At 44.0% G+C, this 25633-nt stretch carries 23 protein-coding genes; 17 read left to right on the top strand and 6 right to left on the bottom strand.

The annotated features are described in order from the left end of the window. Positions 1 to 109 precede the first annotated feature (109 nt). From abnB to BTR1S_RS02175, 10 genes are all read left to right on the top strand, one after another. Positions 110 to 1504, top strand: coding sequence for an arabinan endo-1,5-alpha-L-arabinosidase AbnB (abnB, locus tag BTR1S_RS02220; RefSeq protein ID WP_029419749.1), 1395 nt, complete (start codon positions 110 to 112; stop codon positions 1502 to 1504). Between the two features lie 164 nt (positions 1505 to 1668). Beyond that, the gene (locus tag BTR1S_RS02215) at positions 1669 to 2631 is read left to right on the top strand and encodes a hypothetical protein (protein ID WP_029419748.1); all 963 of its coding nucleotides are present in this window, start codon (positions 1669 to 1671) and stop codon (positions 2629 to 2631) included. A 129-nt stretch (positions 2632 to 2760) separates the two neighbouring features. Continuing rightward, complete coding sequence (yxeI, locus tag BTR1S_RS02210) at positions 2761 to 3750, top strand: penicillin V amidase (protein WP_029419747.1); 990 nt, start codon at positions 2761 to 2763, stop codon at positions 3748 to 3750. Between the two features lie 18 nt (positions 3751 to 3768). Beyond that, entirely contained in the window at positions 3769 to 4317 is a 549-nt protein-coding gene (locus BTR1S_RS02205; RefSeq protein ID WP_006639691.1) for a hypothetical protein, read from the top strand. Between the two features lie 373 nt (positions 4318 to 4690). Next, the gene (locus tag BTR1S_RS02200) at positions 4691 to 6529 is read left to right on the top strand and encodes a beta-glucoside-specific PTS transporter subunit IIABC (protein WP_029419746.1); all 1839 of its coding nucleotides are present in this window, start codon (positions 4691 to 4693) and stop codon (positions 6527 to 6529) included. A 61-nt stretch (positions 6530 to 6590) separates the two neighbouring features. Then, on the top strand, positions 6591 to 8000 hold the full coding sequence (gene bglH, locus BTR1S_RS02195) for an aryl-phospho-beta-d-glucosidase (protein ID WP_006639689.1): 1410 nt from the start codon (positions 6591 to 6593) through the stop codon (positions 7998 to 8000). A 165-nt stretch (positions 8001 to 8165) separates the two neighbouring features. Next, positions 8166 to 8858 carry a response regulator transcription factor gene (locus BTR1S_RS02190; protein ID WP_006639688.1) on the top strand — a complete coding sequence of 231 codons (693 nt, stop codon included), beginning with the start codon at positions 8166 to 8168 and terminating at the stop codon, positions 8856 to 8858. Next, the gene (locus BTR1S_RS02185; RefSeq protein ID WP_006639687.1) at positions 8855 to 9859 is read left to right on the top strand and encodes a sensor histidine kinase; all 1005 of its coding nucleotides are present in this window, start codon (positions 8855 to 8857) and stop codon (positions 9857 to 9859) included. Before BTR1S_RS02190 ends, BTR1S_RS02185 begins: the two co-directional genes overlap by 4 nt. 100 nt (positions 9860 to 9959) lie before the next feature. Beyond that, positions 9960 to 10721, top strand: a complete 762-nt coding sequence (locus BTR1S_RS02180; protein ID WP_006639686.1) for an ABC transporter ATP-binding protein — start codon at positions 9960 to 9962, stop codon at positions 10719 to 10721. After that, a complete protein-coding gene (locus BTR1S_RS02175) occupies positions 10711 to 12654 on the top strand; it encodes an FtsX-like permease family protein (RefSeq protein WP_006639685.1) in 1944 nt (647 codons plus the stop codon). The genes BTR1S_RS02180 and BTR1S_RS02175 overlap by 11 nt, the downstream gene beginning before the upstream one ends. A gap of 62 nt (positions 12655 to 12716) precedes the next feature. On the opposite strand, the gene BTR1S_RS02170 is transcribed toward BTR1S_RS02175, so the two are convergent. After that, entirely contained in the window at positions 12717 to 14789 is a 2073-nt protein-coding gene (locus tag BTR1S_RS02170) for an ArnT family glycosyltransferase (RefSeq protein WP_029419745.1), read from the bottom strand. 204 nt (positions 14790 to 14993) lie between these two features. Here BTR1S_RS02170 and yhfH point away from each other — a divergent pair, with 204 nt between their 5' ends. Genes yhfH through aceA form a run of 3 tightly spaced genes read left to right on the top strand, consistent with a single transcriptional unit; the run spans position 14994 to position 18054 of the window. After that, positions 14994 to 15131 (top strand): protein YhfH, encoded by a 138-nt coding sequence (gene yhfH / locus BTR1S_RS21535; RefSeq protein WP_006639683.1) that lies wholly within the window; start codon positions 14994 to 14996, stop codon positions 15129 to 15131. Between the two features lie 43 nt (positions 15132 to 15174). After that, on the top strand, positions 15175 to 16764 hold the full coding sequence (gene aceB / locus BTR1S_RS02165; RefSeq protein ID WP_029419744.1) for a malate synthase A: 1590 nt from the start codon (positions 15175 to 15177) through the stop codon (positions 16762 to 16764). Positions 16765 to 16779: 15 nt separating this feature from the next. Further along, positions 16780 to 18054 (top strand): isocitrate lyase, encoded by a 1275-nt coding sequence (gene aceA / locus BTR1S_RS02160; protein ID WP_006639681.1) that lies wholly within the window; start codon positions 16780 to 16782, stop codon positions 18052 to 18054. A gap of 229 nt (positions 18055 to 18283) precedes the next feature. Here the strand turns inward: aceA and BTR1S_RS02155 are convergent, their stop codons facing one another. From BTR1S_RS02155 to BTR1S_RS02135, 5 genes are all read right to left on the bottom strand, one after another. Next, a complete protein-coding gene (locus BTR1S_RS02155) occupies positions 18284 to 19138 on the bottom strand; it encodes a Cof-type HAD-IIB family hydrolase (protein WP_029419743.1) in 855 nt (284 codons plus the stop codon). 63 nt (positions 19139 to 19201) lie between these two features. Continuing rightward, positions 19202 to 20623: a PTS galactitol transporter subunit IIC gene (locus BTR1S_RS02150; RefSeq protein WP_197196736.1), complete on the bottom strand. Its 1422-nt coding sequence runs from the start codon at positions 20621 to 20623 to the stop codon at positions 19202 to 19204. 16 nt (positions 20624 to 20639) lie between these two features. Then, entirely contained in the window at positions 20640 to 20939 is a 300-nt protein-coding gene (locus BTR1S_RS02145; RefSeq protein ID WP_006639678.1) for a PTS sugar transporter subunit IIB, read from the bottom strand. 2 nt (positions 20940 to 20941) lie between these two features. After that, a complete protein-coding gene (locus BTR1S_RS02140; protein ID WP_006639677.1) occupies positions 20942 to 21433 on the bottom strand; it encodes a PTS sugar transporter subunit IIA in 492 nt (163 codons plus the stop codon). Positions 21434 to 21447: 14 nt separating this feature from the next. After that, positions 21448 to 22197 (bottom strand): DeoR/GlpR family DNA-binding transcription regulator, encoded by a 750-nt coding sequence (locus tag BTR1S_RS02135; RefSeq protein WP_006639676.1) that lies wholly within the window; start codon positions 22195 to 22197, stop codon positions 21448 to 21450. Between the two features lie 380 nt (positions 22198 to 22577). Between BTR1S_RS02135 and lacA the strand changes: the two genes are divergently transcribed. Genes lacA through lacD form a run of 4 tightly spaced genes read left to right on the top strand, consistent with a single transcriptional unit; the run spans position 22578 to position 25493 of the window. Further along, complete coding sequence (gene lacA / locus BTR1S_RS02130; RefSeq protein WP_006639675.1) at positions 22578 to 23006, top strand: galactose-6-phosphate isomerase subunit LacA; 429 nt, start codon at positions 22578 to 22580, stop codon at positions 23004 to 23006. A 14-nt stretch (positions 23007 to 23020) separates the two neighbouring features. After that, complete coding sequence (lacB, locus tag BTR1S_RS02125; RefSeq protein WP_029419740.1) at positions 23021 to 23539, top strand: galactose-6-phosphate isomerase subunit LacB; 519 nt, start codon at positions 23021 to 23023, stop codon at positions 23537 to 23539. A gap of 23 nt (positions 23540 to 23562) precedes the next feature. Continuing rightward, positions 23563 to 24498, top strand: coding sequence for a hexose kinase (locus tag BTR1S_RS02120; protein ID WP_029419739.1), 936 nt, complete (start codon positions 23563 to 23565; stop codon positions 24496 to 24498). Positions 24499 to 24503: 5 nt separating this feature from the next. Continuing rightward, positions 24504 to 25493, top strand: coding sequence for a tagatose-bisphosphate aldolase (gene lacD / locus BTR1S_RS02115; protein ID WP_029419738.1), 990 nt, complete (start codon positions 24504 to 24506; stop codon positions 25491 to 25493). Positions 25494 to 25633: the final 140 nt, after the last annotated feature.

Genomic DNA, 25633 nt, shown 5'->3' with positions numbered 1-25633 from the left:
CTGTCGACTCTATCGAGAGCTTTTTTGTTCGTAATAAACAATGGATAAGCGGCATATGATGGATTGTCAAAAAATGAAAGCGTTTCAAAAGAGAGGAGAACAAATGAAGATGAGTAAGCGTTTCTTGCGGATTCTTGCATTGACTTTCATCATCACTGCCTGCTTGATACCGGGGACTGCATTTGCAACATTTCAAAAACCGGTTTTTTCAGATGTTAGCGTTCATGATCCATCCGTCATCAAGGTCGATGATACGTTCTATGTATTCGGCTCCCATTTGGCCTCGGCAAAATCAGCCGACCTCATGAAGTGGACGCAAATTTCTTCAAGTGTAAACAACGACAATCCGCTTATTCCAAATGTGCATGAGGAATTAAAAGAGACCTTTGAGTGGGCGGAGACCGATACGCTGTGGGCGCCTGACGTCACACAGCTTGAAGACGGCAGATTTTATATGTATTACAATGCCTGCCGGGGAGATTCTCCAAAATCGGCGCTCGGCCTTGCTGTCGCAGACGACATTGAAGGTCCGTATAAAAACAAAGGCGTTTTTTTAAAATCGGGAATGGAGGGAATCAGCAATGACGGCACCCGATATGACGCGACAAAGCATCCGAATGTCGTCGACCCGCACACATTCTTTGATAAGGACGGAAAACTGTGGATGGTGTACGGCTCCTATTCCGGCGGTATTTTCATTTTAGAAATGGATCGGAAGACCGGCTTCCCTCTTCCGAATCAGGGCTATGGAAAAAAACTGATCGGCGGTAACCACAGCCGGATTGAAGGCGCATATATCCTCTACAATCCGGATACGGAGTACTATTACATGTACATGTCTTTCGGCGGCCTTGCTGCTGACGGCGGGTACAACATCCGTGTCGCCCGCTCGAAACATCCAGACGGGCCATACTATGATGCGGAAGGCCATGCGATGATCAATGTGCGCGGCAAAGAAGGCACACTTTTTGATGACCGCTCAATCGAGCCGTACGGCGTCAAACTTATGGGGAATTTCCAGTTTGAAAATAAGAGCGGCTACGTCTCGCCGGGCCATAACTCCGCCTTTTATGATGAAAAAACCGGCCAATCCTATTTGTTTTTCCATACCCGTTTCCCGGGACGGGGCGAGGAGCATGAAGTCCGTGTTCATCAGATGTTGATGAATAAAGAAGGCTGGCCTGTTGTCGCGCCTCACCGCTATGCCGGAGAGAAACTCGGGAAGGTGAAAAATTCGGACGTGATTGGAGACTACCAGTTGGTGCGGCATGGCAAGGACATTTCCGCAGACATTCGTTTACATCGCAATGGCAAAGTGTCCGGCGGGGCAGAGGGAAAATGGAAGAAAACCGGACACAACCGAATTGAACTCAAGATCGACGGAAAAAAATACAACGGCGTGTTTTTGCGGCAGTGGGATACGAGCGCCGGGCGGAAAGTGATGACGTTTAGTGCGTTGTCTCGTGAAGGGGGTGCGGTTTGGGGGAGTGAAGATTTATATTAAAAGTAGTAATAATTTATAAAGGCATATACCTAATTAAAGGTATGTGCTTTTTTGAGAAGGTTACTAATAAATTTTGTTTTAATATAGTAATTTAGTGAGAGTTATACGATAATTAGTATAGATTTCTTTTAAAAGGGCGCATGATGCTGTTTTAGAGGTGTAAGATGGAGACCATGATATTATTTATTATATTTATGTTTGTTATATTTTTAGTTATATTGCTTTCTAGGTTTATACTTGATAAAGCAATATTTCCTTTTATTGAATATTTGAGCAATTCCAGTTTTGAAAAATATAATGAAATAGTTAAAAAAAGTAAAAAACGATTAATTATACATAATGTGATTTTAAAAATTAGCGAATGTTTTTTCATTTTGCTATTGATATTTTTTATAACCGTGTGTTTAAGTTTGTCTTTATCTCCAAACGATATAATCTTGACAATCAAGTATATTATAGTATCTGCTTTCTTTATTTGTTGCACAATTTTTATAGGGAATTTCACCCAAAAAATTAAAGATGAATTTAAAAGAGGGAAAATTAAATATGATAGCTTAATAGAAAAGACTATTCATAAGATTATATCCACTATAGATATAGACAGTTATTTGTATAGCAGGTTGAAAGTCATTGGAAAAGCAAGTATGAGCTTTTTAATTCATTGCTTGCTCATTTATTTGATCCTACTTTTTTTAACAAAAGTCGATAATATCCCCTACGAAGTTTTTTATTTAGGTTTAATGTTTCTTCCTTTGGCTTTGGCAAGTTGGGTCTATTTTTCATCATTAAATAATGAAGAACAAAATATCCGAAGAATAGTTATTTATGTAGTGTTATTGATTGTAACTTTAGGTAAAAGTTTTTTTGATTTTAAAGTTGTAATAGGTTTAGATATTGTTAATTCAGCTAATGAATATATTATATTCTTAATCCTCACTGTTTTCACTGCTGTGGACCGACTTTTAAAAAGTATATTTGATGATTTAAAAAGCTTTAAAGAGCAAAAAAAGGAAAAATCTAAAAAAAGAAAAACGAACAGAAGAAAAAAATTAAAACAAAAGATTCCTTTAAAATTGAAGGCAGCAAAACCAAGAAAGAGAACAAAGATTAAAGGAAGAACTATCTAATGGCAAGCCGGGATGAAACATCTCGGCTTTTGCTATAATCCTTTCGTTTTGACGAATCTTTTCCAATTCGTTAAGATAAACATAAATTGTTCACTAAGTGTAATATCAATCAAAAAGGACTGAGGCGCCATGTGTACGAGTTTGACATTGACGACGGCTGATCAGATGCAAGTGCTGGCAAGAACGATGGATTTCGCTTTTCAGCTTGATGGCGAGGTGCTGTTGCATCCGCGTATGTTTCAGTGGACGAGTGAAGCGGATGGCAAGGAGCATAAGGCTCCGTATGCGTTTATCGGAATGGGCAGAAGGTTTAAAAATGCTTTGTTTGCCGATGGTGTAAACGAAAAGGGCCTGTCATGCGCCGCTCTTTATTTCCCGGGCTATGCGGTGTATGAAACAGAAGCAAAAGAGGACCGCAAAAATATCGCACCGCATGAATTTGTGACATGGGTGCTGTCAAGCTGCCGTAACCTGGATGATGTGAAAGATGCGGTGTCTTCCCTCGCCATTGTTGAGAGGGAGGTGAAGCTGCTCGGTACGGTTACGCCGCTGCATTGGATTTTGGCAGATCGATCAGGCAAAAGCATCGTCGTTGAACCTGTGGAGGACGGTATACAGGTTCATGACAATCCTGTCGGGGTGATGACGAACAGTCCGGATTTTCCATGGCATTTGACCAATTTACGGAATTACATCGGGCTGCGCCCGGGGCAGTTCACAGCAAAAAAATTGGGCGAACTGACGTTGTCGGCTTTTGGAGAAGGATCGGGGCTGGCCGGGCTGCCGGGAGATTTCACTCCGCCTTCCCGTTTTGTAAGGGCCGCGTATTTGAAGGAACATATTAAACCTGTCTCTGGTGAAACAGAAGGTGTGGCGGCGGCTTTTCACATTCTCTCAAATATGAACATACCGAAAGGCATTGTTATCACAGAGCAGGGAGAAGACGACTATACGCAATACACAGCGGCGATGTGCAATCATACGGGAACCTATTATTATCATCATTATCAAAATCGGCAGATTCAAAAGGTATGCCTGTTTCACGAAGACCTTGATCAGCCGGAGCTGAAATCATTTCCGGCAAGAGCTGAAGAAGCGATCCACTCACTTCAATCATAATACGAAGGAAGGAACGACATGCAAAACAAAGCAGCAAATAGACTTACTTTATTGGGAATAGGATTGCATATCATGTACTGGTTCGGCATTTTATTCGTCTTCCTGCGCATCAAAAGCAGGTGGTTTGATTCTTACACCGTTTGGAATCCGGATGTCGTGAGCGGATACACGCAGTCTGAGACTTTCGTGGATATGCTGAGATCGATGATTTATTCGGGGACATTGTTTAATTGGTTCTGTTTTTTCCTTTTGATCATGTTAATCGTCATTTTGGCGCAGTCGCTTATTTTTATTGCCCTGGAAATTACGGCGTATTTCAAAATCAGAAAAAATCCTTTTTCTGCGTGGGGTTCTTTTATTTTGGCGATGGGTTTTAAAAACATCTTTACGAATACATCCGGAATTCCGTTTCTCATTGCCGGATTTCTCCTTCATAAACAGCAAAAAGAACCGCAGGAACCTGAAACAAAGGCCGTGCGGCGCAAGACCAGAAGAAGGGCTTCCGCATTCGGCGAACGAAAAGCAGCAGCGGTGAAAAAACGGAGAAATCCAGGAGTAAAGTCTTGATAGAAAATGAGATTTGCAGATGAACCAAGCGGGGAAAAGCCGCCGAACACCGATTTCACGGGATGGCGGCGGCTTCCGCTTTTTTTATGTGACAATTGTAATGAAAGCGTTGACATAAAAATGAGCAGATGCTACAGTATAGATACAAACTAATATCACCAAGTTCCTAAGGATTGTTACTGCTATGCAGGCAAAACCTAAGTTGCGCATCATTATCGGGATATTGACCCGTGAATGGCGGCGTAATTTAGGTTTTTTTGTGCCTGAAAATGAGGAGGTGATGCAAAACGATCGATACTTTTCCAGAAAAAAAAGCCGGGTGAAGGCGGCCACCTTCAGTCCGGCAGATTCCCCCAAAAGAGGAGGTACTCATATGGATTATAATAAAGTATCAAAAGACATTTTACAACTCGTCGGCGGTGAGGAGAACGTACAGAGCGTGATTCACTGCATGACAAGACTGCGTTTCAACCTTTATGACAACGCAAAGGCAGACCGCGCGAAACTGGAAAGTCTGCCGGCTGTAATGGGCATCAACATCAGCGGCCAGCAGTTTCAAATCATCATTGGAAATGATGTGCCAAAAGTGTATAAAGCGATCATTGCCAATAGCGGACTCAGTGATGAAAAAGCAGGCTTGCAGCAAGGCGGGAAAAAGAAAAACGTGTTATCCGCCATCTTTGATGTAATTTCCGGCGTATTTACGCCGATTCTGCCGGCGATCGCCGGTGCTGGTATGATCAAGGGGATCATTGCGATCGCCGTCACGTTCGGCTGGATGACAAGTGAAAGCCAAGTGCACACCATTTTATCCGCCATCGGCGACGGAGCATTTTACTTCCTGCCGATTTTGCTGGCGGTCAGCGCCGCAAGAAAGTTCGGCAGCAACCCTTATGTTGCGGCGGCGATCGGAGCGGCGATTTTGCATCCCGACCTGACGGCGCTCCTCGCTTCTGGCAAAAGCATCTCCTTTGCCGGGCTGCCTGTAACCGCTGCCACTTATTCGTCAACGGTCATCCCAATCTTGCTTGCGATTTGGATTGCATCTTATGTGGAGAAATGGATTGACAGATTCACCCCGACTTCTTTAAAGATGATCTTTGTGCCGACGCTGACGCTGCTGGTTGTCGTGCCTGTCACATTAATTACGGTCGGTCCGCTCGGTGCGATTGCCGGAAACTATCTGTCAATCGGTGTGAACGGTTTATTTGAAAACGCCGGTTTAATCACCATGATTCTTTTAGCCGGAACGTTCTCGCTGATCATCATGACAGGAATGCACTATGCCTTTATTCCGGTTATGTTCAACAACATTTCCCAAAACGGCTACGATTATTTAATACCTGCGATGTTTTTGGCGAATATGGGTCAGGCAGGTGCGTCATTTGCCGTCTTTTTACGATCCAGAAATAAGAAGTTCAAATCATTGTCGCTCACGACAAGCATTACGGCTTTGATGGGGATAACAGAGCCGGCGATGTACGGTGTCAATATGAGACTGAAAAAACCGTTTGTTTCCGCGCTTCTCGGCGCCGCCGTCGGAGGTGCATTCTATGGTATCACCGGTGTAGCAGCATATATTATTGGCGGAAACGTCGGTTTGCCGGGAATCACGACGTTTATCGGCCCGACTTTTATACAGGCGATGATCGGTATCGTCATCACGTTCTTTGCAGCGACGATTATCGCTTATCTGTTAGGATTTGAAGACATACCTTCAGAGGAAGATGACGCTCCGGCTAAAGGCGATGCGGCCGCCGAAGAAATCATTCACAGCCCTTTAAAAGGCGAAGTCAAAGCATTAAGCGAGGTGGATGATGCGACATTTTCCGGCGAAGTGATGGGAAAAGGCGTAGCCATCGAACCTGTGGAAGGCGAAGCGGTGTCTCCCGTATCGGGTACGATCACAACGGTTTTTCAGACAAAGCACGCTATCGGCATCACGAGCGACAATGGCGCAGAGATCATCATCCATATCGGGATCGACACGGTGAAGCTAAACGGAGAACATTTTACCGTACATGTAAAAGAAGGAGATGCTGTATCACCGGGAGATCTGCTTGTCTCATTTGACATGGAAGCGATTAAAAAAGCCGGCTATCAGCTGATTACGCCGATCATCGTGACAAATACGGATCGGTACGAATCGATCAAGCCGGTCAAAACAACAGAAAACGTAAATCTTAAGGAAGCGCTTCTCGTTTTATCGTAAATATAATATATCCCCTCTCTTTCATCGGGAGGGGAAGAAAATAATAATGAGGTGAAATCGTATGAGTGAAAATGCCAAAAGATTTCCTGAAGGCTTTCTGTGGGGCGGTGCGGTTGCAGCAAACCAGGTAGAAGGAGCGTATAATGTCGGCGGAAAAGGACTTTCGACCGCTGATGTGTCACCGAACGGAGTGATGCATCCGTTTGATGAATCAATGGAGTCGTTGAATTTGTATCATAAAGGCATTGATTTCTATCATCGCTATAAAGAAGATATCGCACTGTTTGCCGAAATGGGCTTTAAAGCGTTCCGCACATCAATTGCCTGGACGCGGATTTTTCCGAATGGCGATGAGAGCGAACCGAACGAAGAAGGCCTCAAGTTTTACGATGATTTGTTTGATGAGCTTTTAAAATACAATATTGAACCCGTTGTGACGATTTCCCACTATGAAATGCCGCTCGGCTTGATTAAAAACTATGGCGGCTGGAAAAACCGCAAGTTGATCGAATTCTATGAAAGATATGCGAGAACGGTTTTCAACCGGTATAAAGACAAAGTGAAATATTGGATGACCTTCAATGAAATCAACATTGTCCTGCATGCGCCGTTTACAGGAGGCGGCCTTGTCTTTGAGGAAGGCGAAAACAAACTGAATGCGATGTATCAGGCGGCGCATCACCAGTTTGTCGCGAGCGCTCTTGCGGTCAAAGCCGGACACGAAATCATCCCGGACTCAAAAATCGGCTGCATGATCGCCGCCACGACGACATATCCGATGACGCCAAAGCCGGAAGACGTGCTTGCCGCAATGGAAAACGAAAGAAAAACGCTGTTTTTCTCGGACGTCCAGGCGCGCGGCGCTTATCCGGGCTACATGAAGCGCTTCTTAAAAGAACACAACATTACGATCGAAATGGCTGAAGGCGACGAAGAGATTTTGAAACAGCATACCGTCGATTACATCGGTTTCAGCTATTACATGTCAATCGCAGCAAGCACCGATCCTGAGCACCTTGCAAAATCAAAAGGCAACCTCCTCGGCGGCGTCAAAAATCCGTACTTGCAATCGTCTGAATGGGGCTGGCAGATCGACCCTAAAGGGCTGCGCATTACCTTGAATACGTTGTACGACCGTTATCAAAAGCCGCTGTTCATCGTCGAAAACGGTCTTGGCGCGGTCGATGTCGTCGAAGAAGACGGCTCCATCCAGGATGACTACAGGATCAACTATTTGCGCGATCATTTACTAGAAGTCAGAGAAGCGATCGCCGACGGCGTCGACTTAATCGGCTACACATCATGGGGGCCGATCGACCTTGTCAGCGCTTCTACCGCTGAAATGAAAAAGCGCTACGGCTATATTTACGTCGACCGGGACAACGAAGGAAAAGGAACGCTGAAGAGAACGAGAAAGAAAAGCTTTTATTGGTATAAAGATGTGATTGAAACGAATGGTGAGAGTTTGTGATGTAATGATGGAAAGGGCTGTTCCCTATGGGGGCAGCTTTTTTCTTCGCTATACAACGCGGCGGCATTCGGAGGCGATTTCCGGAGCCGGTTCTTCTCTGTAGCACAGGCAAACGATTTGCTATACACTTGACATAGACATGTTGAAAGAAGAGCGGTGAGTCCGATGTTTAAACTGTTGTTAATCGAAGATGATAAATCGCTGTTTCAAGAAATAAAAGAGCGATTGTCAGGATGGTCCTATGATGTATACGGCATCAAGGATTTCAGCCAGGTGATGCATGAATTTGCAGCGATCAAGCCAGACTTTGTCATCATTGATATCCAGCTTCCTAAATTTGACGGTTTTCATTGGTGCCGGATGATCCGTTCCCGTTCAAACGTTCCGATTCTCTTTTTATCATCGCGCGACCATCCCGCTGATATGGTGATGTCAATGCAGCTCGGGGCCGATGACTTTATTCAAAAGCCATTTCATTTTGATGTGCTCATTGCCAAAATCCAGGCCATCTTCCGCCGGGTTTATGATTATAATACAGAGCCTGCCATTGTGAAAACGTGGTGCGGAGCGACCGTGGATGTCGAACAAAATCTCGTCAGCAATGAAAGAGGAGCCGTAGAACTGACGAAAAATGAAATGTTTATTTTAAAACTGCTGATCGAACAAAAAAATAAAATTGTCAGCCGGGAAGAGCTGATCAGGAGCTTGTGGAACGATGAGCGTTTTGTAAGCGATAATACGCTGACGGTCAATGTCAACCGTCTGAGAAAGAAGCTGGACGCCTTGAATTTGGGGACATATATTGAGACGAAAGTTGGCCAGGGCTATATGGCGAAAGAAGAAGGGGCAGTGCGATGATAAAAGCATTTTTTATTGAAAGACGGAGCTGGATCGCCATGTTTCTGCTTCAGCAGGTCCTAATGCTGTTTATCGCCTATGTCGATTCATCCATCCCTTTCACGCCGATTCTTTATATGATCTATCTGTCTTTTTTGATCTTTTTTGCTTTTCTGCTGGTCCGCTTCCGAAAAGAGACGAAATTTTACAAAAGCCTGAAAGAATGGGAACATCATCTTGATGTGGCAAACATTCAGGGAGCAGAGACCCCTTTTGAATCGATAATTGAAACAAGCATCACAGGACAGACGAAACAGTTAAAGCAACGGGCAGCACAGCATCGCTTAGCCTTGGAAAATGAAAAAGATGACCTAATGGCTTGGGCACATGAAGTCAAAACACCGTTAACCGCTATGCATTTAATCATTGAGAGAATCGAAGATCAAACGGTAAAAGCTCAGCTGGCCTATGAATGGCTGCGTATTCACTTTCTTCTCGATCGGCAGCTTCACCAAAAACGCATGTCATTTATTGAAAATGATCTGTCCATAGAGGTCCTTGAGCTTAAATCATTGATATTTAAAGAGATTAAAGATTTACAATCGTGGTGCATCCAAAAAGGGATCGGTTTTGATATTCGGCTTGAAGCGCCAGAAGTCCTCAGCGATGCGAAGTGGCTGGGTTTTATCATCAGACAGCTGTTAACGAACGCAGTGAAATACAGTCAAGCGTCCGATATTTTAGTTAGCAGTTTTGAAAAAGGCGGAAGAGTGCATCTCGAAGTCAAAGACTTTGGGCGGGGAATCGATCCAAAAGATATAGCACGCGTATTTGACAAAGGGTTCACATCAACAACGAAGCATGATAGCCAGGCATCTACAGGAATGGGGCTGTACTTGGCGAAAAAAGCGGCAAAGGCGCTGTTGATACAGATTGAGGTATCCTCTTCGCCAGGTGCCGGGACAACCTTTATATTAGCTTTTCCGAAACGGAATGAATTTGAACGAGTGATAAGCGTGTGACAAAAGTGTCACATGCTTTTTTATTTTGTTCGTTTAATCGAAGGAAAGCTTCAGTATTGGTTTTTATAATAAATGTATCCTCTATAAAGGAGTTTTTGAGATGATGATTTTAGAAGCAAATAAAATTCGGAAAAGCTATGGAAATAAGCACAATCAACATGAGGTATTAAAGGGTATCGACATTCAGATTCAAAAAGGTGAATTTGTCAGTATTATGGGTGCATCAGGCTCCGGCAAAACAACATTGCTTAATGTTCTCTCCTCTATTGATAAGGTGAGTGACGGAACGATTACCATTAATAATCATGAGATGACCAATATGAAAGAAAGAAAGCTTGCTGAATTCCGCAAACATCATTTAGGATTTATTTTTCAGGAATACAATTTGTTAGATACGCTGACAGTGAAAGAAAATATCCTTCTGCCGTTATCGATTACGAAAATGTCTAAAAAAAAGGCCAATCAAAAGTTTGAGGAAGTAGCAAAGGAATTGGGCATTTTCGAGCTGAGAAATAAATATCCAAATGAAATTTCAGGCGGTCAAAAACAGCGCACATCGGCTGCGAGAGCGTTTATTCATGAACCAAGCATTATTTTCGCTGATGAGCCGACCGGTGCGCTCGATTCGAAATCGGCTTCAGATTTGTTGCACAAACTGGGCCAATTAAATCAAAAGCGCTACGCCACTATTGTCATGGTTACCCATGATCCGGTCGCCGCCAGCTACTGCAGCAGAGTGGTTTTTATCAAGGACGGACAAATTTACACACAGTTGAATAAGGGCGGCCAGGACAGGCAGATATTCTTTCAGGATATTATGAAGACGCAAGGCGTGTTAGGCGGGGTTCAGCATGAACATTAATCAGATCATCATTCGGAATCTCAAGAAAAATTTGCGGAATTATTACCTCTATGTATTTGCGCTTATTTTCAGCGTAGCGCTCTATTTCGCGTTTGTGACACTCCAATACGATCCCGCGATCAATGAAGTAAAAGCCTCTATTAAAGGCGCCGCGGCAATTCAAACCGGATCGATCCTGCTTGTTGGGGTGGTGTTGATCTTTATTTTATATGCCAATACGATTTTTATTAAAAGGCGAAGCAAAGAAATCGGTCTATTTCAACTAATCGGCATGACAAAATCTAAAATCTTCAGAGTTTTGAGCGTGGAAAATATCATACTCTATTTCGGTTCTTTACTTATTGGGGTGTTTGCCGGGTTTTCAATGTCAAAATTCGTGCTGATGATCTTGTTCAAAATTGTAGATGTAAAAGCGGAGGCCGAGCTGCATTTTTCCGATAAAGCATTGGTCCAAACCCTCATCGTATTCTGCGGAATCTATCTTTTGATGATGGTGATGAACTATACGTTTATTAAAAGACAAAATATTTTATCTTTATTTAACGTGATATCCTCTACTGAAGATAAAGTAAAGAGAATATCCGTTTTTCAAATGATGATCGGTATGCTGGGCATTCTGTTTATATTGTCGGGGTACTACGTTTCTACCGAGCTGTTCGGCGGAAAATTCAAAACGATAAACGAATTGTTCATTGTGATGAGTTTTATTCTCGGAGCGGTCATCATCGGCACATACCTTTTTTATAAAGGTTCTGTCAGCTTTATCTTTAATATCATTCGTAAAAGCAAAGGGGGATACTTGAATATTGTTGAAGTATTATCCCTTTCATCGATTATGTTCCGGATGAAGTCAAGCGCTTTATTGTTGACGATAATTACGACTGTTTCGGCGCTGGCAATTGGTTTGCTGTCCTTATGCTATATTTCATATTACTCTGCGGAGAAAACAGCTGAACAATACGTAGCAGCTGACTTTGCCATGACGAATGAAAAGGATGCAAATCAGTTTGAGGAGCGATTAAAGGAAGACGGCATTTCATATAGCAAAAAAGAAATCAAAGTAGCTCAAGCGACATTCAACTTGGAACATATTGTAGAAGGCAATCCTGAAGATATGGCGGGAGATCCCCGAAAACTGCAGCTTGCGGTAGTCAGTGATAAAGAGATTGACGGGATTGATGTGCCAAAGGGAGAAGCAGTATTCTCCGGATATACCGATATTCTGCAAAAATTCATGGCTTTTAAAGATTCCGGCAGAATCACAATAAGCAGTAAGCAGAAGACGCAAACATTAAACTATTTAGGGCTGAGAAAGGAATTTCTTCTATCCTATAATTTTACAAGCGGGGGAATGCCTGCTGTGATTGTCGATGACTCTCTGTTTAAACGGCTTGAAAATAATAAAGATCCAAAACTGCAGCAAGGGCCGAGTGTTTTTGTCGGAATTCATGTGAAACATGAAAATCAGCTTCAGCAGGCAAACGAACTTTTTGCAAAAGTAAACAAAAGCGATCAGCATTTATCGCGCCTTGATGTCAGCGTCTCTCAAAAATCGCTTTACGGTATTGCGATGTTTATCGTCGGCTTTTTAGGATTAACGTTTTTGATCACATCGGGATGCATCCTCTATTTTAAACAAATGGATGAAAGTGAAGAAGAAAAACCGAATTATACGATTTTGAGAAAACTCGGTTTTACACAGGGAGACTTGCTGAAGGGCATACGCATTAAGCAATTTTTTAACTTCGGCATTCCATTGGTCATCGGTCTGTTTCACAGCTACTTTGCCGTCCAATCCGGCTGGTTCTTTTTCGGAACAGAGATATGGATGCCGATGATAATCGTGATGGTGCTGTATACCATGCTGTATTCTGTTTTTGGCTTGCTGTCCGTCCTTTATTATAAGAAGGTGATTAAGTCGGCGCTGTCATAATCGAGTCATGTTGCATACGCCAAAAAAACCATCGGACCGTATCCGATGGGTTTTCCTGTCTCCTACAATTCAACCTGATAAAGCGCTGTCTGCTCTCCGCCGCCGGGGCCGCCTCTCATGCTCTGCTGTGCAGAGCTGTTTGTGCTGCTTGCGGAACTGCTGTATTCATCGGATGAAATTTTCGTACCGTGTTTTTTGATCCATGAGACAAGCTCACTGTTGCCTGAATTGTTGCCTGGGATAAGGAAATACTTCACTTTCCCTTCTTTGACAAGGTTTTTCAGCTCGCTGACTGTCAGGATCGGGTCTGTGCCGTTGAAGCCTCCGAGCGCCATAACCGATTCATCGGCGTCGATGATATATGGTGCTACGGTAACCGTCGTCAACGTAGCAAATAGGTATTCTTCGCCTGTATTGTGTTTGCGAAGGTATGAAAGGAGGCTCGTGTCGACTTCCGAGCTGAACATGCCTCCGCTGCTGCCGGCTGATGTTTTCAGCTGCGGACCTGCTTCAGGAAGTACGCTGCTATTGCCGTACAAAAGCGGTGTCGCTGACCAGTAAACCGGTGTGAGCAGAAGCACGCACAGACCGATAATGGCCAGCTGCTTCCCGAACGGAAGATGCCGTTTGAGCATGAGAAGGGCCATGGTAATGCCGAGTCCCAAGATTCCCAAAACGCACATCCAAGCGCTGCCGATTTGGCTTGTATAGCCGCTTAAAATATAGACTTGGAATGCCGCCGTGATGAGCATGGCTGCCGGAAGCAGGTAGCTGGCCCAATCTTTTTGATTTTTGTATAAGCCGTACATCGCAAACCATCCGATTCCGGATAACGCGGCAATCGGCGGTGCCAGCATAATCAAATAGTAATGATGGAAGAAGCCCGCGATGCTGAAGAAGCCTGCGACAGGGACAAGCCATGCTGTCCAGAAAAGGGTTTCTTTCATTTGTCCCATTTTTTCGCGGCGGTCACGGAACCAGCTGATCATCATGCCAAACAATCCGAACAGTGCGAATGGAAGCAGCCAGCTGATTTGGCCGGACAGTGCCGATTGGAACAATCTAAGCGGGCCGGCAGAACCTGTGCCGAATATATTCATGCCGCCGCCATTGCCGCCGGGGCCCCCGTTTCCTCCGCCAAATCCGCCTTGGCCGCCACCTCCTGGCGGCTGCATGCCCCCGCTTTGTGCTTGAGAATGGCCGTTAGTCGAGCTGCCGTTAGTTGAGCTGTTCCCATTCGGCGGCTGCATGCCTCGATTTTGTGCTTGAGAATGGCCATTAGTCGAGCTGCTACCGTTCGGCGGCTGCATATCTCCGCCAAATCCGTTCATATCGCCGCGGGCATTCCCTGTCGTCTGTCCGAAAAGCCGTTCTGTTCCGTTATAGCCGAATGCCAGTTCAAGAACGGAGTTGGTTTGGCTGCTTCCGACATACGGCCGGCTGTCAGCCGATGTGTAGTCGACAACAAGCGCCCATGAAAGCGAAATGCCGGTGAGCACAATGAGCGACAGTACCGTTGAGATGATTTTTTTCTTCCACTTCGCATTTGCCGCGATGAGATAAAACAGCAAAAATGCGGGAAGAACCATGAAGGCCTGAAGCATTTTCATATTGAATCCGAGTCCGGCCATTCCAAATGCAGCGAGGAGCCAGATGAGTCTGCCTTGTTTGACCGCTCTCATCAAGCACCATGTACCGAGAAGCAGAGCGAAGACGAGCATGCTGTCGATATTGTTCGTCCTGCTGACGGCCACGGCGATCGGCGTCAGCGCCATGACAAGGGCGGAGATGCGCGCCGCGCCTTTTCCGAATCTCGGCTTGATCATGATATAGAGCAGGAATACAGAACCGGCGCCTGCGAGCGCCTGCGGAAGGATCACGCTCCACGTATGGACGCCGAATACGAGCGCGAAGGTGGTCTGTATCCATAAAACGAGCGGCGGCTTATCGACTGTTACAAAGCCCGAAGGATCGAATGAAGCATAGAAGAAATTGTGGAAGCTTTGCGTCATGCTTTTGACCGCTGCCAAGTAATACTGATTGGCGGCATCATCCTGCCAAATGTTATATGTATTCAGAATAAGTGCTGCCAGCAAAATTAAGATAAGGACTATATCCGGTTTTTTTATGTTCATCATCATCTTCACCTCTTTATGGTCCCTATTCTAAAAGAAAAATATGAATAAGTTATGAATAAAAAAAGAAATATTCTTTTGATTTGGGAGAGGGAAAAATAAATAATTTTGGAAAAAGTGTGTACATTTTCATTTTCTCACTGTATACTGTACTACAACAGAAATAAAAACATAAAACTGTTGTATAAAAAGGAGGGGAATACAATGACCATGAAAAGTCCGCTTGAATTTTTCCGGACGCTGCCAAAAAAAACGTGTCCTGAGTGCGGGGAACAGGTGGAGGAACAGGCCGAATCCTACTTCATGGAATGTGAGCGCTGCCTTGCGAAAAAGGGTGAATAGGGAAACTGTTTGATTACAAAATGTGAAAAGGGGTTAGGGTGAAATGAAGATTGAAGAGAAAAGGCTGCAAATTACCGAGGATCTGAATCCTGAATATGAAGAGATATTAACAAAGGAAGCGCTTCAATTCGTCAAACGGCTTGAACGCCACTTCGGGAAAAGACGGCGGGATTTATTGCACTTGCGGAATATCGTTCAGACGGAAATTGATCAGGGAAAGAATCCTGATTTTCTGAAGGAGACGAAGCACATTCGGGAAGGAAGCTGGACGGCAGCGCCGATCCCGCCGGATTTGGAAGACCGGAGAGTCGAAATTACCGGACCGGTGGACAGAAAAATGGTGATCAACGCTCTCAACTCAGGGGCGAAGGTTTTTATGGCCGATTTTGAAGACGCAAACTCGCCGACATGGAAGAACTGTGTAGAAGGGCAGATCAACTTAAGAGATGCGATCCGCGGGACGATTTCTTTTACAAATGAAAATGGAAAACGGTATCAGCTCAATCAGAATCCGGCCGTTATCATGGTGAGGCCGAGGGGCTGGCATTTGGAAGAAAAGCATGTTCTGCTTGACGGTGCACCGGTTTCTGCAAGCTTGTTCGATTTCGGTCTCTATTTCTTTCATAACGCAAAAGCGCTGATCAAAAAAGGGAGCGGACCTTATTTCTATCTTCCAAAAATCGAAAATCACCTTGAAGCCAGACTCTGGAACGACATATTTGTCTACGCCCAAAACGACTTGGGCATCCCGCAGGGCACGATCAAGGCGACCGTCTTAATCGAAACGATCCTGGCAGCGTTTGAAATGGACGAAATTTTGTTTGAATTGAAGGAACATTCGGCAGGCCTCAATTGCGGGCGGTGGGATTATATTTTCAGCTTTATTAAAAAATTCCGCAGCCGTGAAGAAGTCATCCTTCCAGATCGTTCTGCCGTGACGATGACGGTACCGAACATGAGAGCCTACTCTCTTTTGGCCATTAAAACGTGCCATAAACGGAATGTTCATGCCATCGGAGGGATGGCGGCGCAGATTCCCGCCAAAAACAATCCGGAAATGAACGCCAGGGCTTTTGCAAAAATACGCGAAGATAAGCAGCGTGAAGTAAAAGACGGGCATGACGGAACATGGATCGCGCATCCCGGCATGATTCAAACCGCGCTTGATGTTTTTAATGAACATATGCCTTCAGCAAACCAGATTCATAGAAAACGAGAGGATGTCGAGGTTGAGGGGAAAGATTTGCTGGAAGTGCCGAAAGGCCGGATAACCGAAAAAGGCGTCCGTACAAATATCAGCGCCGGCATCCGCTATATCGCTTCCTGGCTGTCCGGCAGAGGCGCCGCTCCGATCGACCACCTGATGGAAGATGCGGCAACGGCAGAAATCTCAAGAGCTCAATTATGGCAATGGATCCGCCATCCGAAAGGCATCCTTGATGATGGCAGGAAAGTGACCGTCGAAATGTTCAAGACGATGAAAGAGGAAGAAATGAAGAGAATCATCGATGAGGCTGGTCTGAAGCATTTTCATGGGGGACGGTTTGAAGAGGCCGGCCTGCTGTTTGAAAAATTGATTTTGGATGATCAATTCGCGGAGTTTTTGACGATCCCCGCTTATGAAAAATTATAAAGGGAGGAACTGAAGATGAAGTCTGAAAAGGTAAAGCAATTGGAGGAGAGCTGGCACGGCAAACGGTGGAATGGAATCAAGAGACCGTATAAGGCTGAGGACGTGATCCGTCTGCGCGGCTCTCTTGAGATCGAGTATACAATCGCAAGGCGCGGCTCCGAAAAGCTTTGGCGGCTTCTTCATACAGAAGATTTTATTCCTGCGCTCGGAGCTTTAACAGGCAATCAGGCGATGCAGCAAGTAAAGGCCGGATTGAAAGCGATTTATTTGAGCGGCTGGCAGGTGGCGGCAGACGCGAATCTGGCGGGAAGCATGTATCCGGACCAAAGCCTTTATCCGGCAAACAGCGTTCCCGAGGTCGTCAAGAGAATCAACCGTACGCTTCAGCGTGCAGACCAAATTCATTTCATGGAAGGAAAAGAAGAGATCGATTGGTTCGCGCCGATCGTGGCAGATGCCGAAGCGGGATTCGGCGGACAGCTGAATGTCTTTGAGCTGATGAAAAGCATGATTGAGGCGGGGGCCGCCGGTGTGCATTTTGAAGATCAGCTCTCATCTGAGAAAAAATGCGGCCATTTGGGCGGAAAAGTGCTCCTGCCTACGCAGACGGCGGTTCGCAATTTGATTGCCGCGCGCCTCGCCGCAGATGTGATGGGCGTACCGACGGTTCTCATTGCCCGCACAGATGCGAATGCGGCCGATCTCATCACAAGCGACATCGATCCATATGATGCTCCGTTTTTGACGGGAGAGCGCACATCAGAAGGATTTTTCAAAACGAAGGCAGGTCTTGACCAGGCGATTGCCAGAGGGCTTGCATACGCGCCTTATGCCGATCTGATCTGGTGTGAAACATCAGAACCGAACATTGAAGAAGCGCGCCGGTTCGCACAGGCGATCCATGAGAAATTCCCGGGAAAACTGCTTGCTTACAATTGCTCGCCTTCTTTTAACTGGAAAGCCAAACTTGATCATCAAACGATTGTTGATTTCCAAAAAGAACTCAGCGAAATGGGGTATAAATTTCAATTCGTCACACTCGCCGGGTTCCACGCCTTAAATCACGGCATGTTTGAATTGGCCCGTCAATATAAAAACCGCGGGATGGCCGCCTACTCCGAGCTGCAGCAGGCCGAATTCGCCAGCGAAGTCCACGGCTATACGGCGACAAGGCACCAGCGTGAAGTCGGAACAAGCTATTTTGATGAAGTCGCACAAGTGGTCACGGGCGGCACATCTTCTACTACAGCGCTGAAAGGCTCGACTGAAGCGGAGCAGTTTCAATCTTAAAATGGGTCTCGGGAAAAGTTGAACGGATTATTCGTTAGGGAGTTTGATGGCATGGGTCCGGTATAAAACCGGGCTCATGCCTGTTAGCTGTTTGTGGTTAGACAATCAATATACTTTAACATGCTCGGAGCTATCGGAAAAACGGGTAGATCCCTTGATCTGAAGCCCTTCGTATCAAACGATAGTAGCTTCTGAATAGAACAGATTTTTTTAGACTGCTATGCAGGCATCAACAATTTAAGACATATTCTTTTATAGCTTTTGCTACGCCGTTTTGATTTTGAGCGTCTGTGACATGCATTGCGCAGTTTTTGATATCATCATGGGCATTTTCCATCGCGATGCTGATTCCCGCTAATTTGAACATGGGGATATCATTGAAATTGTCGCCAATTGCAACCGTATGTTCGAGTGGTATTTTGAAATAGTCGGCCAAAAAGGATACTCCATGCCCTTTATTTGTTTCCGGGTGGCCAATTTCTACCGTTCCTAGACTTCCGGATGTAATAGATATATCATGACGCCCCTCAAGTTTTGCCATGAATCTATCCCGTTTTGTTTTTTGATAAGAAATGGCACCTATTTTGTAGATTTGCAATGCTGAAAAATCAGTTTTGCGAAAATCGGCAATAAAACGGATAGGATGCTGATTGAATAAATTGGTGATTTCACGGCTGTATACCGCTTTTACGGCTGAATCCAGTGTTTTCGATTGCTCGGCCAGTTCTTCTTCCAACATGCTGCGGCCGGATTGTTTCATTATAATTCCTTCATTTGTATATAATTCGCAAAACAACTGTTCATGCTCGGCAAGATCAATCATTTCCTTGACGGTATGATCCGGCAGCACCAGCCGTTTTATCAGCGCTTTATCATAAATCACTCCGCCATTTCCGCTGATGATGGATGCTTTTATATTGTATTTACGGAGGATCTGGAGAATGTCATGATGAGATCGGCCCGAACAGATGGCAAGCCGGTGGCCCTGCTTCTGGGCTTCTGACAATGTATCCAGATTGGCCTTACTGATTGTTCCGTCTTCAGACAATAGAGTCCCGTCCAAATCGATTGCAATTAGTTTCATGGGAAACCTCCAAGTATTATCCTTTTCTTTAGCTTGTTGGCGCTATTCAAGAATTCCATCTGTTTAGGCTGCTTCTTGATTTTTTTCTATAGCTTCATATTCTTCATTTCTCTTTTTCATTTGTTTTGCATACCATGCAAATAGGCCGATATATAGGACAAGACCAATCACGGCATACAGAATAAACGTTGGATTTCCTGTTACTGCTTGCCCGACAATAACTGCGATCACTTTTTCCAGCGGTCCCTCAAGAGTGGAATGTGTAATTTGGTTTGTTTCCGATACGCCATCAGGGAATGCCCCGACTGATTGGGCAGTTTCTGTGACAAACGGTGCGATCATTGTTCCGGATACCAGGAACAATGGCAGTAAAATCGCTCCTATGACGATCATTCTAATAATCTTACCTCTCGTTACGACAAGCAGGGCAGGAGTGAGTCCCATTGCGATAATGCCGCCTAGCGGCAAAATTTTATTTCCCGGTATAATCAACGCTTCAATTAATAAAATAGGCGCCAATACGTTAGCTGCAGCCCAGATTTCTGCGCGGCCTGCGATAAAGGGCCAGTCAAGGCCGATGTTGAATGTTCTTCCTTTTAAACGTTTACTTGCAAAATCGGAAATTCCTTGAGATAACGGTTCAACAGCTGAAATAAACCAGCTTCCGATCAGGGAAAACAATTCAAGACAGACACCGGCTGTAAAAGCCAGGGTAAACGTGGCTTTAATCGATTGTTGAGATAACAAGCCGATAAAAACGCCTAAATAAACACCAATCGCAAATTTACTGCCCCAGAAACCAATTTTTTGATTCAATTTGGCTGCATCAAAATCAAATCTGTCAAGCCAGGGCAAAAATTTGTCAAAGATTTTATCAAACACCATAATAACCGGATTTAACATATAGTTCATATGAGTCGATGTCATCGGATTTGATTTTGGCGCATTCAGCAGATCGTTAAAGGTTGGTTTCATTAAGTCGGAATTGATGATTTTCATGACGCCAATTACGATAATTAACAATGTTGCGACCAATAGGTTATGACTGAACCACATGACGAGCAATCCGGTAATTGATAAATGCCAAATATCAAAAATATCAACATCCAATGTATTAGTCTTCTTTAGAAGAAGCATAACGATATTAACAATCAACATGATCAACAGAAAATATAGTGTATATGCAGAACCCCATGTAATGGTTGCAAGCGGCGCCCAGCCGACATCGGTAATTGAAAGGTTAATCCCGGTCGATTTGACGAAATCCTGAAAAGACTCGGAAAATGCTCCGGTCAGCATGTTAATAATAGCACTTATGCCTGTTAAGGCGATGGCCAGCTTCAAACCGCCTTCAAGAGCTTTGGAAAATTTCACTCTAAAACATAACGCCATTAACGTTAATATAATAAACATCATCGGTGCTGCGCCTAAATCAATGATCGGCTGAAAGACTTTATTGGAAAAATCAATGACTGCATCCAGCATGGTTGGCCCACCTCATTTATTTAATTTTTTTTATGACAGACTCTAATTCGTCAAAAACGGGTCCTGACATAGCGGGAATTCTGTAAAGGATTGGACCGGCTTCAACGACCGGAATGTTAATTTCAAAACCAACATCTGATTTTGCGATAGGGGTAAAAATATCGTATTTGCTCATCAAATCTGCAGTCAGATCTTTGACCATCACGGCATCAACTTCCACCTGATAGCCCCGGTTTCTCATTTCGGTTTCTACCGCTTCTTTAATTTGATGGCTTGAATTTACCCCTGCACCACAAGCTGCCAAAATTTTTACCATGTTTATACACTTCCTTTTTCCGTTTTTGATTGAATGTATTGAAATATATCTTTTTCCGTATTGAATTGGCTTAACGTTTTCAAGTCCCAGTTTTGCGTGAAAGATTCCATTAAACTTGATAGAATATTTGTTTGCGCTGATTTTTTCCCATTTAAAATAAAGAAGGCGAATTTTACGTTTAATTGTTTTTTTGGAGTGATCATGTTGTGAAATGGAATTTCGTTTTCCAGTTTTACAACAACGATCCGGTCAGTGTTGCAATAATCTGTTTCAGTATGAGGAATCGCCACATTTGGAATATCAGTCCCGACGGCACTCATGTCCAGACCGGTCGGGTAATGTTTTTCCCGTTCGATAATGGCTTCTGTAAATGCGGGTTTTACCAGACCTTGATCTATTAATTTTTGGCCGATCTTGCGGAATAGTTCCCGGCTCGTCTCCACATTTTCGAAAAAAACGAGATGAGGTCTAAATAAATCTGCAATATCACTCATTGTCGTCACCTCTATCAAATGATGGTCGTGAATTTTTTGTAATAATGTTCGATCTCGGCATCAATTTCCGAATCAGTGATGATTGCACTGACGTCCTGTACATCATAAAAAGTAAAAAACGCTTGAACATTGAATTTTGAACTATCAGCCAGTGCGTACCGCTCATGTGCATGATCCAGAATGATTCGCAGTCCGTTGCCTTCTTCTTCGTTTGCAGTCGTAATATTCAAATCGGATATTCCGTTTGTTCCGACAAACGCCTTGTCCACCTTGATTTCTTTCAGCAGTTGGTTGGCAAAGTAACCGATGAAGGTCCCGGTTCTTCCCCGGTAGCGCCCGCCGCTTAATATCACGTCGTAGTTTGAAAGGTCTTTTATTCGATTAAAAACATGAAGAGAATTTGTGATTACATTCACATTATTTGCGTTTACATAGTCGAAAATAAAGCCGTTTGTCGTCCCTGAGCTTATAAAAATAATGTCATTGTCTTTTATAAGAGAAGCGCATTTTTTGGCAATTTCTTTTTTCTTGTCTACATTCATCGTCTGCTTTTGGCTGTTCGTTAACTCAGTATAAGTTGATTTTTCCTTCCTCTTTGCACCGCCGTGGACTCTGACCAGTAATCCTTGTTCTTCAAGTTCATTTAAGTCTCTTCTTATTGTTGCTTCTGTGACATTTAATGTTTCAGACAGGTCAGACACTTCAACAACGCTTTTTTTCTCAATGAAATCTAATATCATATGAAACCGGTCCAATTTAATCATTAACTTCTGCTCTCAAGCCTCCTTTTCGCATAGGTTTGTTTTTGTTTGTAATTGTTCGTTATTGATACGAGTTAAATATAAAACGAAAACGCTTTCTTGTCAACGACAAAATATTGAACAATACATTCACAAAATATCCAAAGACCGATTAAGGATTTGAAAACGAAGGAAGTTAGTATTATTACTGCTTTTTTTATAAAACGAAAGCCATTCGCAATAGAAATTCCAGTTTTTTGATTAAGTAATATATTGTTCATTCGCTGTCGTTGACAGGTATAAACGAACATGATAATCTAACATTAAAGAACAATAACAAACATTAACGAACTTCTGGGATGTTGTTCAGATCGACCATATTAAAAAGAAAAGAGGAGTAGAAGATGAAGGTGCTCATAGGCGCAGATCAAGATGGAACTCATTTAAAAGAAGTATTAAAAGACTATCTTGCCGAACAAGGGTATGACGTAATCGATAAAACACCGGAGGCAAATTTGGACTTTGTGGACTCCGCTGTGCGTGTTGTCCGGGCGCTTCAGGAGAAGGAAGGCGACCGCGGCATTCTGATTGACAAATTTGGTGCGGGCTCGTTTCTGGCGGCAAATAAATGCAAAGGTATGATTTGTGCAGAAGTTTCCGATGAACATTCCGCCAAAATGACCCGCAATCATAACAATACAATGGCAATTGCTTTAGGTTCCGGTATCGTCGGCGAAGAATTGGCCAAAGGCTGTGTCGACGCCTATTTGAATTCTGAATATGCAGGCGGACGTCATCAAATTCGGGTAGATATGCTAAACAGAATGTGCTGAAGGAGGAAACAGAAATGAAGATTGCTCTTGGGTGTGACCATATTGTAACTGATACAAAAATGCAAGTCTCAGATCATCTGAAAAGCAAAGGACATCAAGTAATTGACGTTGGCACCTATGATATGACAAGAACACATTACCCTATCTTCGGAAAAAAAGCAGCTGAAAAAGTGGTAAACGGCGAGGCGGATTTAGGTGTTGTGTTATGCGGAACAGGCGTGGGGATCTCTGTTTCTGCTTGTAAAGTTCCGGGAATTCGCGGAGCGCTGGTCCGGGATCTAACGACTGCGAAATATGCGAAAGAACAACTGAACGCAAATTTGATCGGGGTCGGAGGCAGAATTACGGGGTTGCATGTCATTCAAGCGGTCATTGATACATTTATTGAAACCAAATATAAAGAAACTCCTGAAAATCAAGCATTGATTAAAAAATTAAGCGATCTTGATCATGCTGCGGAAAATCAAACAGGGAATGAACATTTCTTTGATGATTTGCTTGCAAAATGGGAACGTGGAGAATACCACGATTAAGATTGAGATAAGGAGAGGGTCTCATGCTGCTGGCCGTCACTTTAAATCCATCAGTGGATATTTCTTACCGGCTCGATGACTTGAAGCTGGACGATGTAAACCGTGCAGCGGAAGTGCGAAAAACGGCGGGCGGAAAAGGGTTGAATGTTGCCAGAGTCGCCCATTTATTAGGAGCGGATGTTATATCTACCGGTGTACTCGGCGGATCGTTAGGCGATTATATTGAAAGGCTGCTTGATCAAGACGGGATGAAGCATCAGTTTCTGCATACAAACCAAGAAGCGAGAAATTGTATCGCCATCTTGCATGAACAAAAGCAAACAGAAATTCTCGAATCTGGACCTCATTTAACAAAAGCTGACCAGGATCGGTTTTTATACCACTTTCGCAGTCTTTTGCAGGGAATATCAGTCATTACCATTTCAGGAAGCATTGTCAGCGGATTTGCGACTCATGTATATTCGCAAATGATTGAAATTGCCAACGAGAAACAAATTCCGGTTCTTTTGGATACTTCGGGTGAAACATTAAAAGCATCATTGCAAAACAAAAGGGCTTTACCATATTTAATCAAGCCGAATGCGAGCGAGTTGAGGCAATTGCTTAATCGATCCATTGCAATCAATCCAAGTGAATGGCAAGAGGCGTTAAGCCATCCGATTTTTAGCGATGTGCCATGGGTTGTCGTATCAAAAGGGGCGGATGGCGCTTTCGCCAGACATCAACATAACTTTTATCGTGTCAAAATTCCAAAAATCCAAGCGGTCAACCCTGTCGGTTCCGGGGATGCAACTGTTGCCGGATTAGCCAAAGCGATAGAAATGAATCTTAATGATGAAGGTGTGCTGAAATACGGCATGGCCGCCGGTTTGCTGAATGCAATGGAAGCGCAAACAGGCTATGTAGACGCGTCAAAATTTGATCATTATGCAAGTCTAGTAGAAGTCCAAAAGGAGTGAATGATGTGGTAAAGATATCAAAGGGCAAACATGAAGGATTAAAAAAACTTTCTAATGAACATGGAATTATTGGCGCATTGGCAATTGACCAACGCGGATCGCTGCAAAAAATGATGGCTGCCTATAGCAAAAAAGATCTGGACCCATCCAGCTTGGAAAAGTTTAAATTGCTCGTTTCAAAAGAACTGACACCATATGTTTCTTCCATTCTGCTGGACCCGGAATTCGGCTGGCCGGCCGCTGAAAGCCGGGAAGCGAGTGCCGGTTTGCTTGTGGCTTATGAAAAAACAGGCTATGACGCGACGAACCGGGGACGCCTTCCGGACCTTCTTCCAAACTGGTCGGTTAAACGGTTGAAAGAAAAAGGAGCGGATGCCGTTAAATTGCTTCTTTACTACGATGTAGACGAATCCGCTGAAATTAATGGCCAAAAACATGCGTTTGTTGAACGCGTCGGTTCCGAATGTGCAGCAGAAGATGTACCGTTTTTCTTGGAGATTGTTTCTTACGATGCAAACAACAATGATGTAAATGGTGCAGATTATGCAAAAGTAAAACCGCATAAAGTCAATCAGGCAGTCCGCGAATTTATTAAACCGTATTATGCCGTAGACGTTTTGAAGGTGGAAGCACCTGTAAATATGAAATTTGTTGAAGGTTTCTCTAGCGGTAAGCCTGTCTATAGCCAAGCTGAAGCAAAACGCTATTTTAAAGAGCAATCAGATGCATCGACTCTCCCGTTCATCTTTTTGAGCGCTGGTGTTTCTGCGGAGTTATTCCAAGAAACGCTTAAATTCGCCAAAGAAGCAGGTTCGGAATTTAATGGCGTTTTGTGCGGACGGGCCACATGGAAAAACGGTGTTGAGCCATTTGCTGAATCCGGCGAGGAAAAAGCGGCGGCATGGCTTAGAACGACAGGCCGCCAAAATATTGTCAACCTGAATAAGGTATTAAGAGAAACAGCGACGCCTTGGTGGTCCCGAGTCTCAGTTTAAGATTGGGAAAATGAGTGCAACATAGTGATCGGTAAAAGCACATGAACCTCTGCAGGGGATATGTGCTTTTTAATTATTTAATTTGCCTAATGGGAAAACATATTCATTTGGTGAAACAAACGATTTTAAAGGAGCTGCCA

This window comes from Bacillus sonorensis NBRC 101234 = KCTC 13918 (genome assembly GCF_001592005.1).
Taxonomy (GTDB): Bacteria; Bacillota; Bacilli; order Bacillales; family Bacillaceae; genus Bacillus; species Bacillus sonorensis.
This window is presented reverse-complemented; position numbering and strand designations above follow the sequence as displayed.

Coding starts and splice junctions, on each gene's coding strand:
- BTR1S_RS02150 (WP_197196736.1), bottom strand. CDS start 20,623: ATGCTGGATGCAGTCATTGATTTTTCCAATAAAGTCTTTCAGCCGATC.
- BTR1S_RS02120 (WP_029419739.1), top strand. CDS start 23,563: ATGCTGCTGGCCGTCACTTTAAATCCATCAGTGGATATTTCTTACCGG.
- BTR1S_RS02180 (WP_006639686.1), top strand. CDS start 9,960: ATGATGATTTTAGAAGCAAATAAAATTCGGAAAAGCTATGGAAATAAG.
- lacB (WP_029419740.1), top strand. CDS start 23,021: ATGAAGATTGCTCTTGGGTGTGACCATATTGTAACTGATACAAAAATG.
- BTR1S_RS02200 (WP_029419746.1), top strand. CDS start 4,691: ATGGATTATAATAAAGTATCAAAAGACATTTTACAACTCGTCGGCGGT.
- lacA (WP_006639675.1), top strand. CDS start 22,578: ATGAAGGTGCTCATAGGCGCAGATCAAGATGGAACTCATTTAAAAGAA.
- BTR1S_RS02215 (WP_029419748.1), top strand. CDS start 1,669: ATGGAGACCATGATATTATTTATTATATTTATGTTTGTTATATTTTTA.
- BTR1S_RS02145 (WP_006639678.1), bottom strand. CDS start 20,939: ATGGTAAAAATTTTGGCAGCTTGTGGTGCAGGGGTAAATTCAAGCCAT.
- BTR1S_RS02205 (WP_006639691.1), top strand. CDS start 3,769: ATGCAAAACAAAGCAGCAAATAGACTTACTTTATTGGGAATAGGATTG.
- BTR1S_RS02185 (WP_006639687.1), top strand. CDS start 8,855: ATGATAAAAGCATTTTTTATTGAAAGACGGAGCTGGATCGCCATGTTT.
- BTR1S_RS02140 (WP_006639677.1), bottom strand. CDS start 21,433: ATGAGTGATATTGCAGATTTATTTAGACCTCATCTCGTTTTTTTCGAA.
- BTR1S_RS02190 (WP_006639688.1), top strand. CDS start 8,166: ATGTTTAAACTGTTGTTAATCGAAGATGATAAATCGCTGTTTCAAGAA.
- aceB (WP_029419744.1), top strand. CDS start 15,175: ATGAAGATTGAAGAGAAAAGGCTGCAAATTACCGAGGATCTGAATCCT.
- abnB (WP_029419749.1), top strand. CDS start 110: ATGAGTAAGCGTTTCTTGCGGATTCTTGCATTGACTTTCATCATCACT.
- BTR1S_RS02135 (WP_006639676.1), bottom strand. CDS start 22,197: ATGATTAAATTGGACCGGTTTCATATGATATTAGATTTCATTGAGAAA.
- yxeI (WP_029419747.1), top strand. CDS start 2,761: ATGTGTACGAGTTTGACATTGACGACGGCTGATCAGATGCAAGTGCTG.
- bglH (WP_006639689.1), top strand. CDS start 6,591: ATGAGTGAAAATGCCAAAAGATTTCCTGAAGGCTTTCTGTGGGGCGGT.
- BTR1S_RS02175 (WP_006639685.1), top strand. CDS start 10,711: ATGAACATTAATCAGATCATCATTCGGAATCTCAAGAAAAATTTGCGG.
- BTR1S_RS02170 (WP_029419745.1), bottom strand. CDS start 14,789: ATGAACATAAAAAAACCGGATATAGTCCTTATCTTAATTTTGCTGGCA.
- BTR1S_RS02155 (WP_029419743.1), bottom strand. CDS start 19,138: ATGAAACTAATTGCAATCGATTTGGACGGGACTCTATTGTCTGAAGAC.
- yhfH (WP_006639683.1), top strand. CDS start 14,994: ATGACCATGAAAAGTCCGCTTGAATTTTTCCGGACGCTGCCAAAAAAA.
- aceA (WP_006639681.1), top strand. CDS start 16,780: ATGAAGTCTGAAAAGGTAAAGCAATTGGAGGAGAGCTGGCACGGCAAA.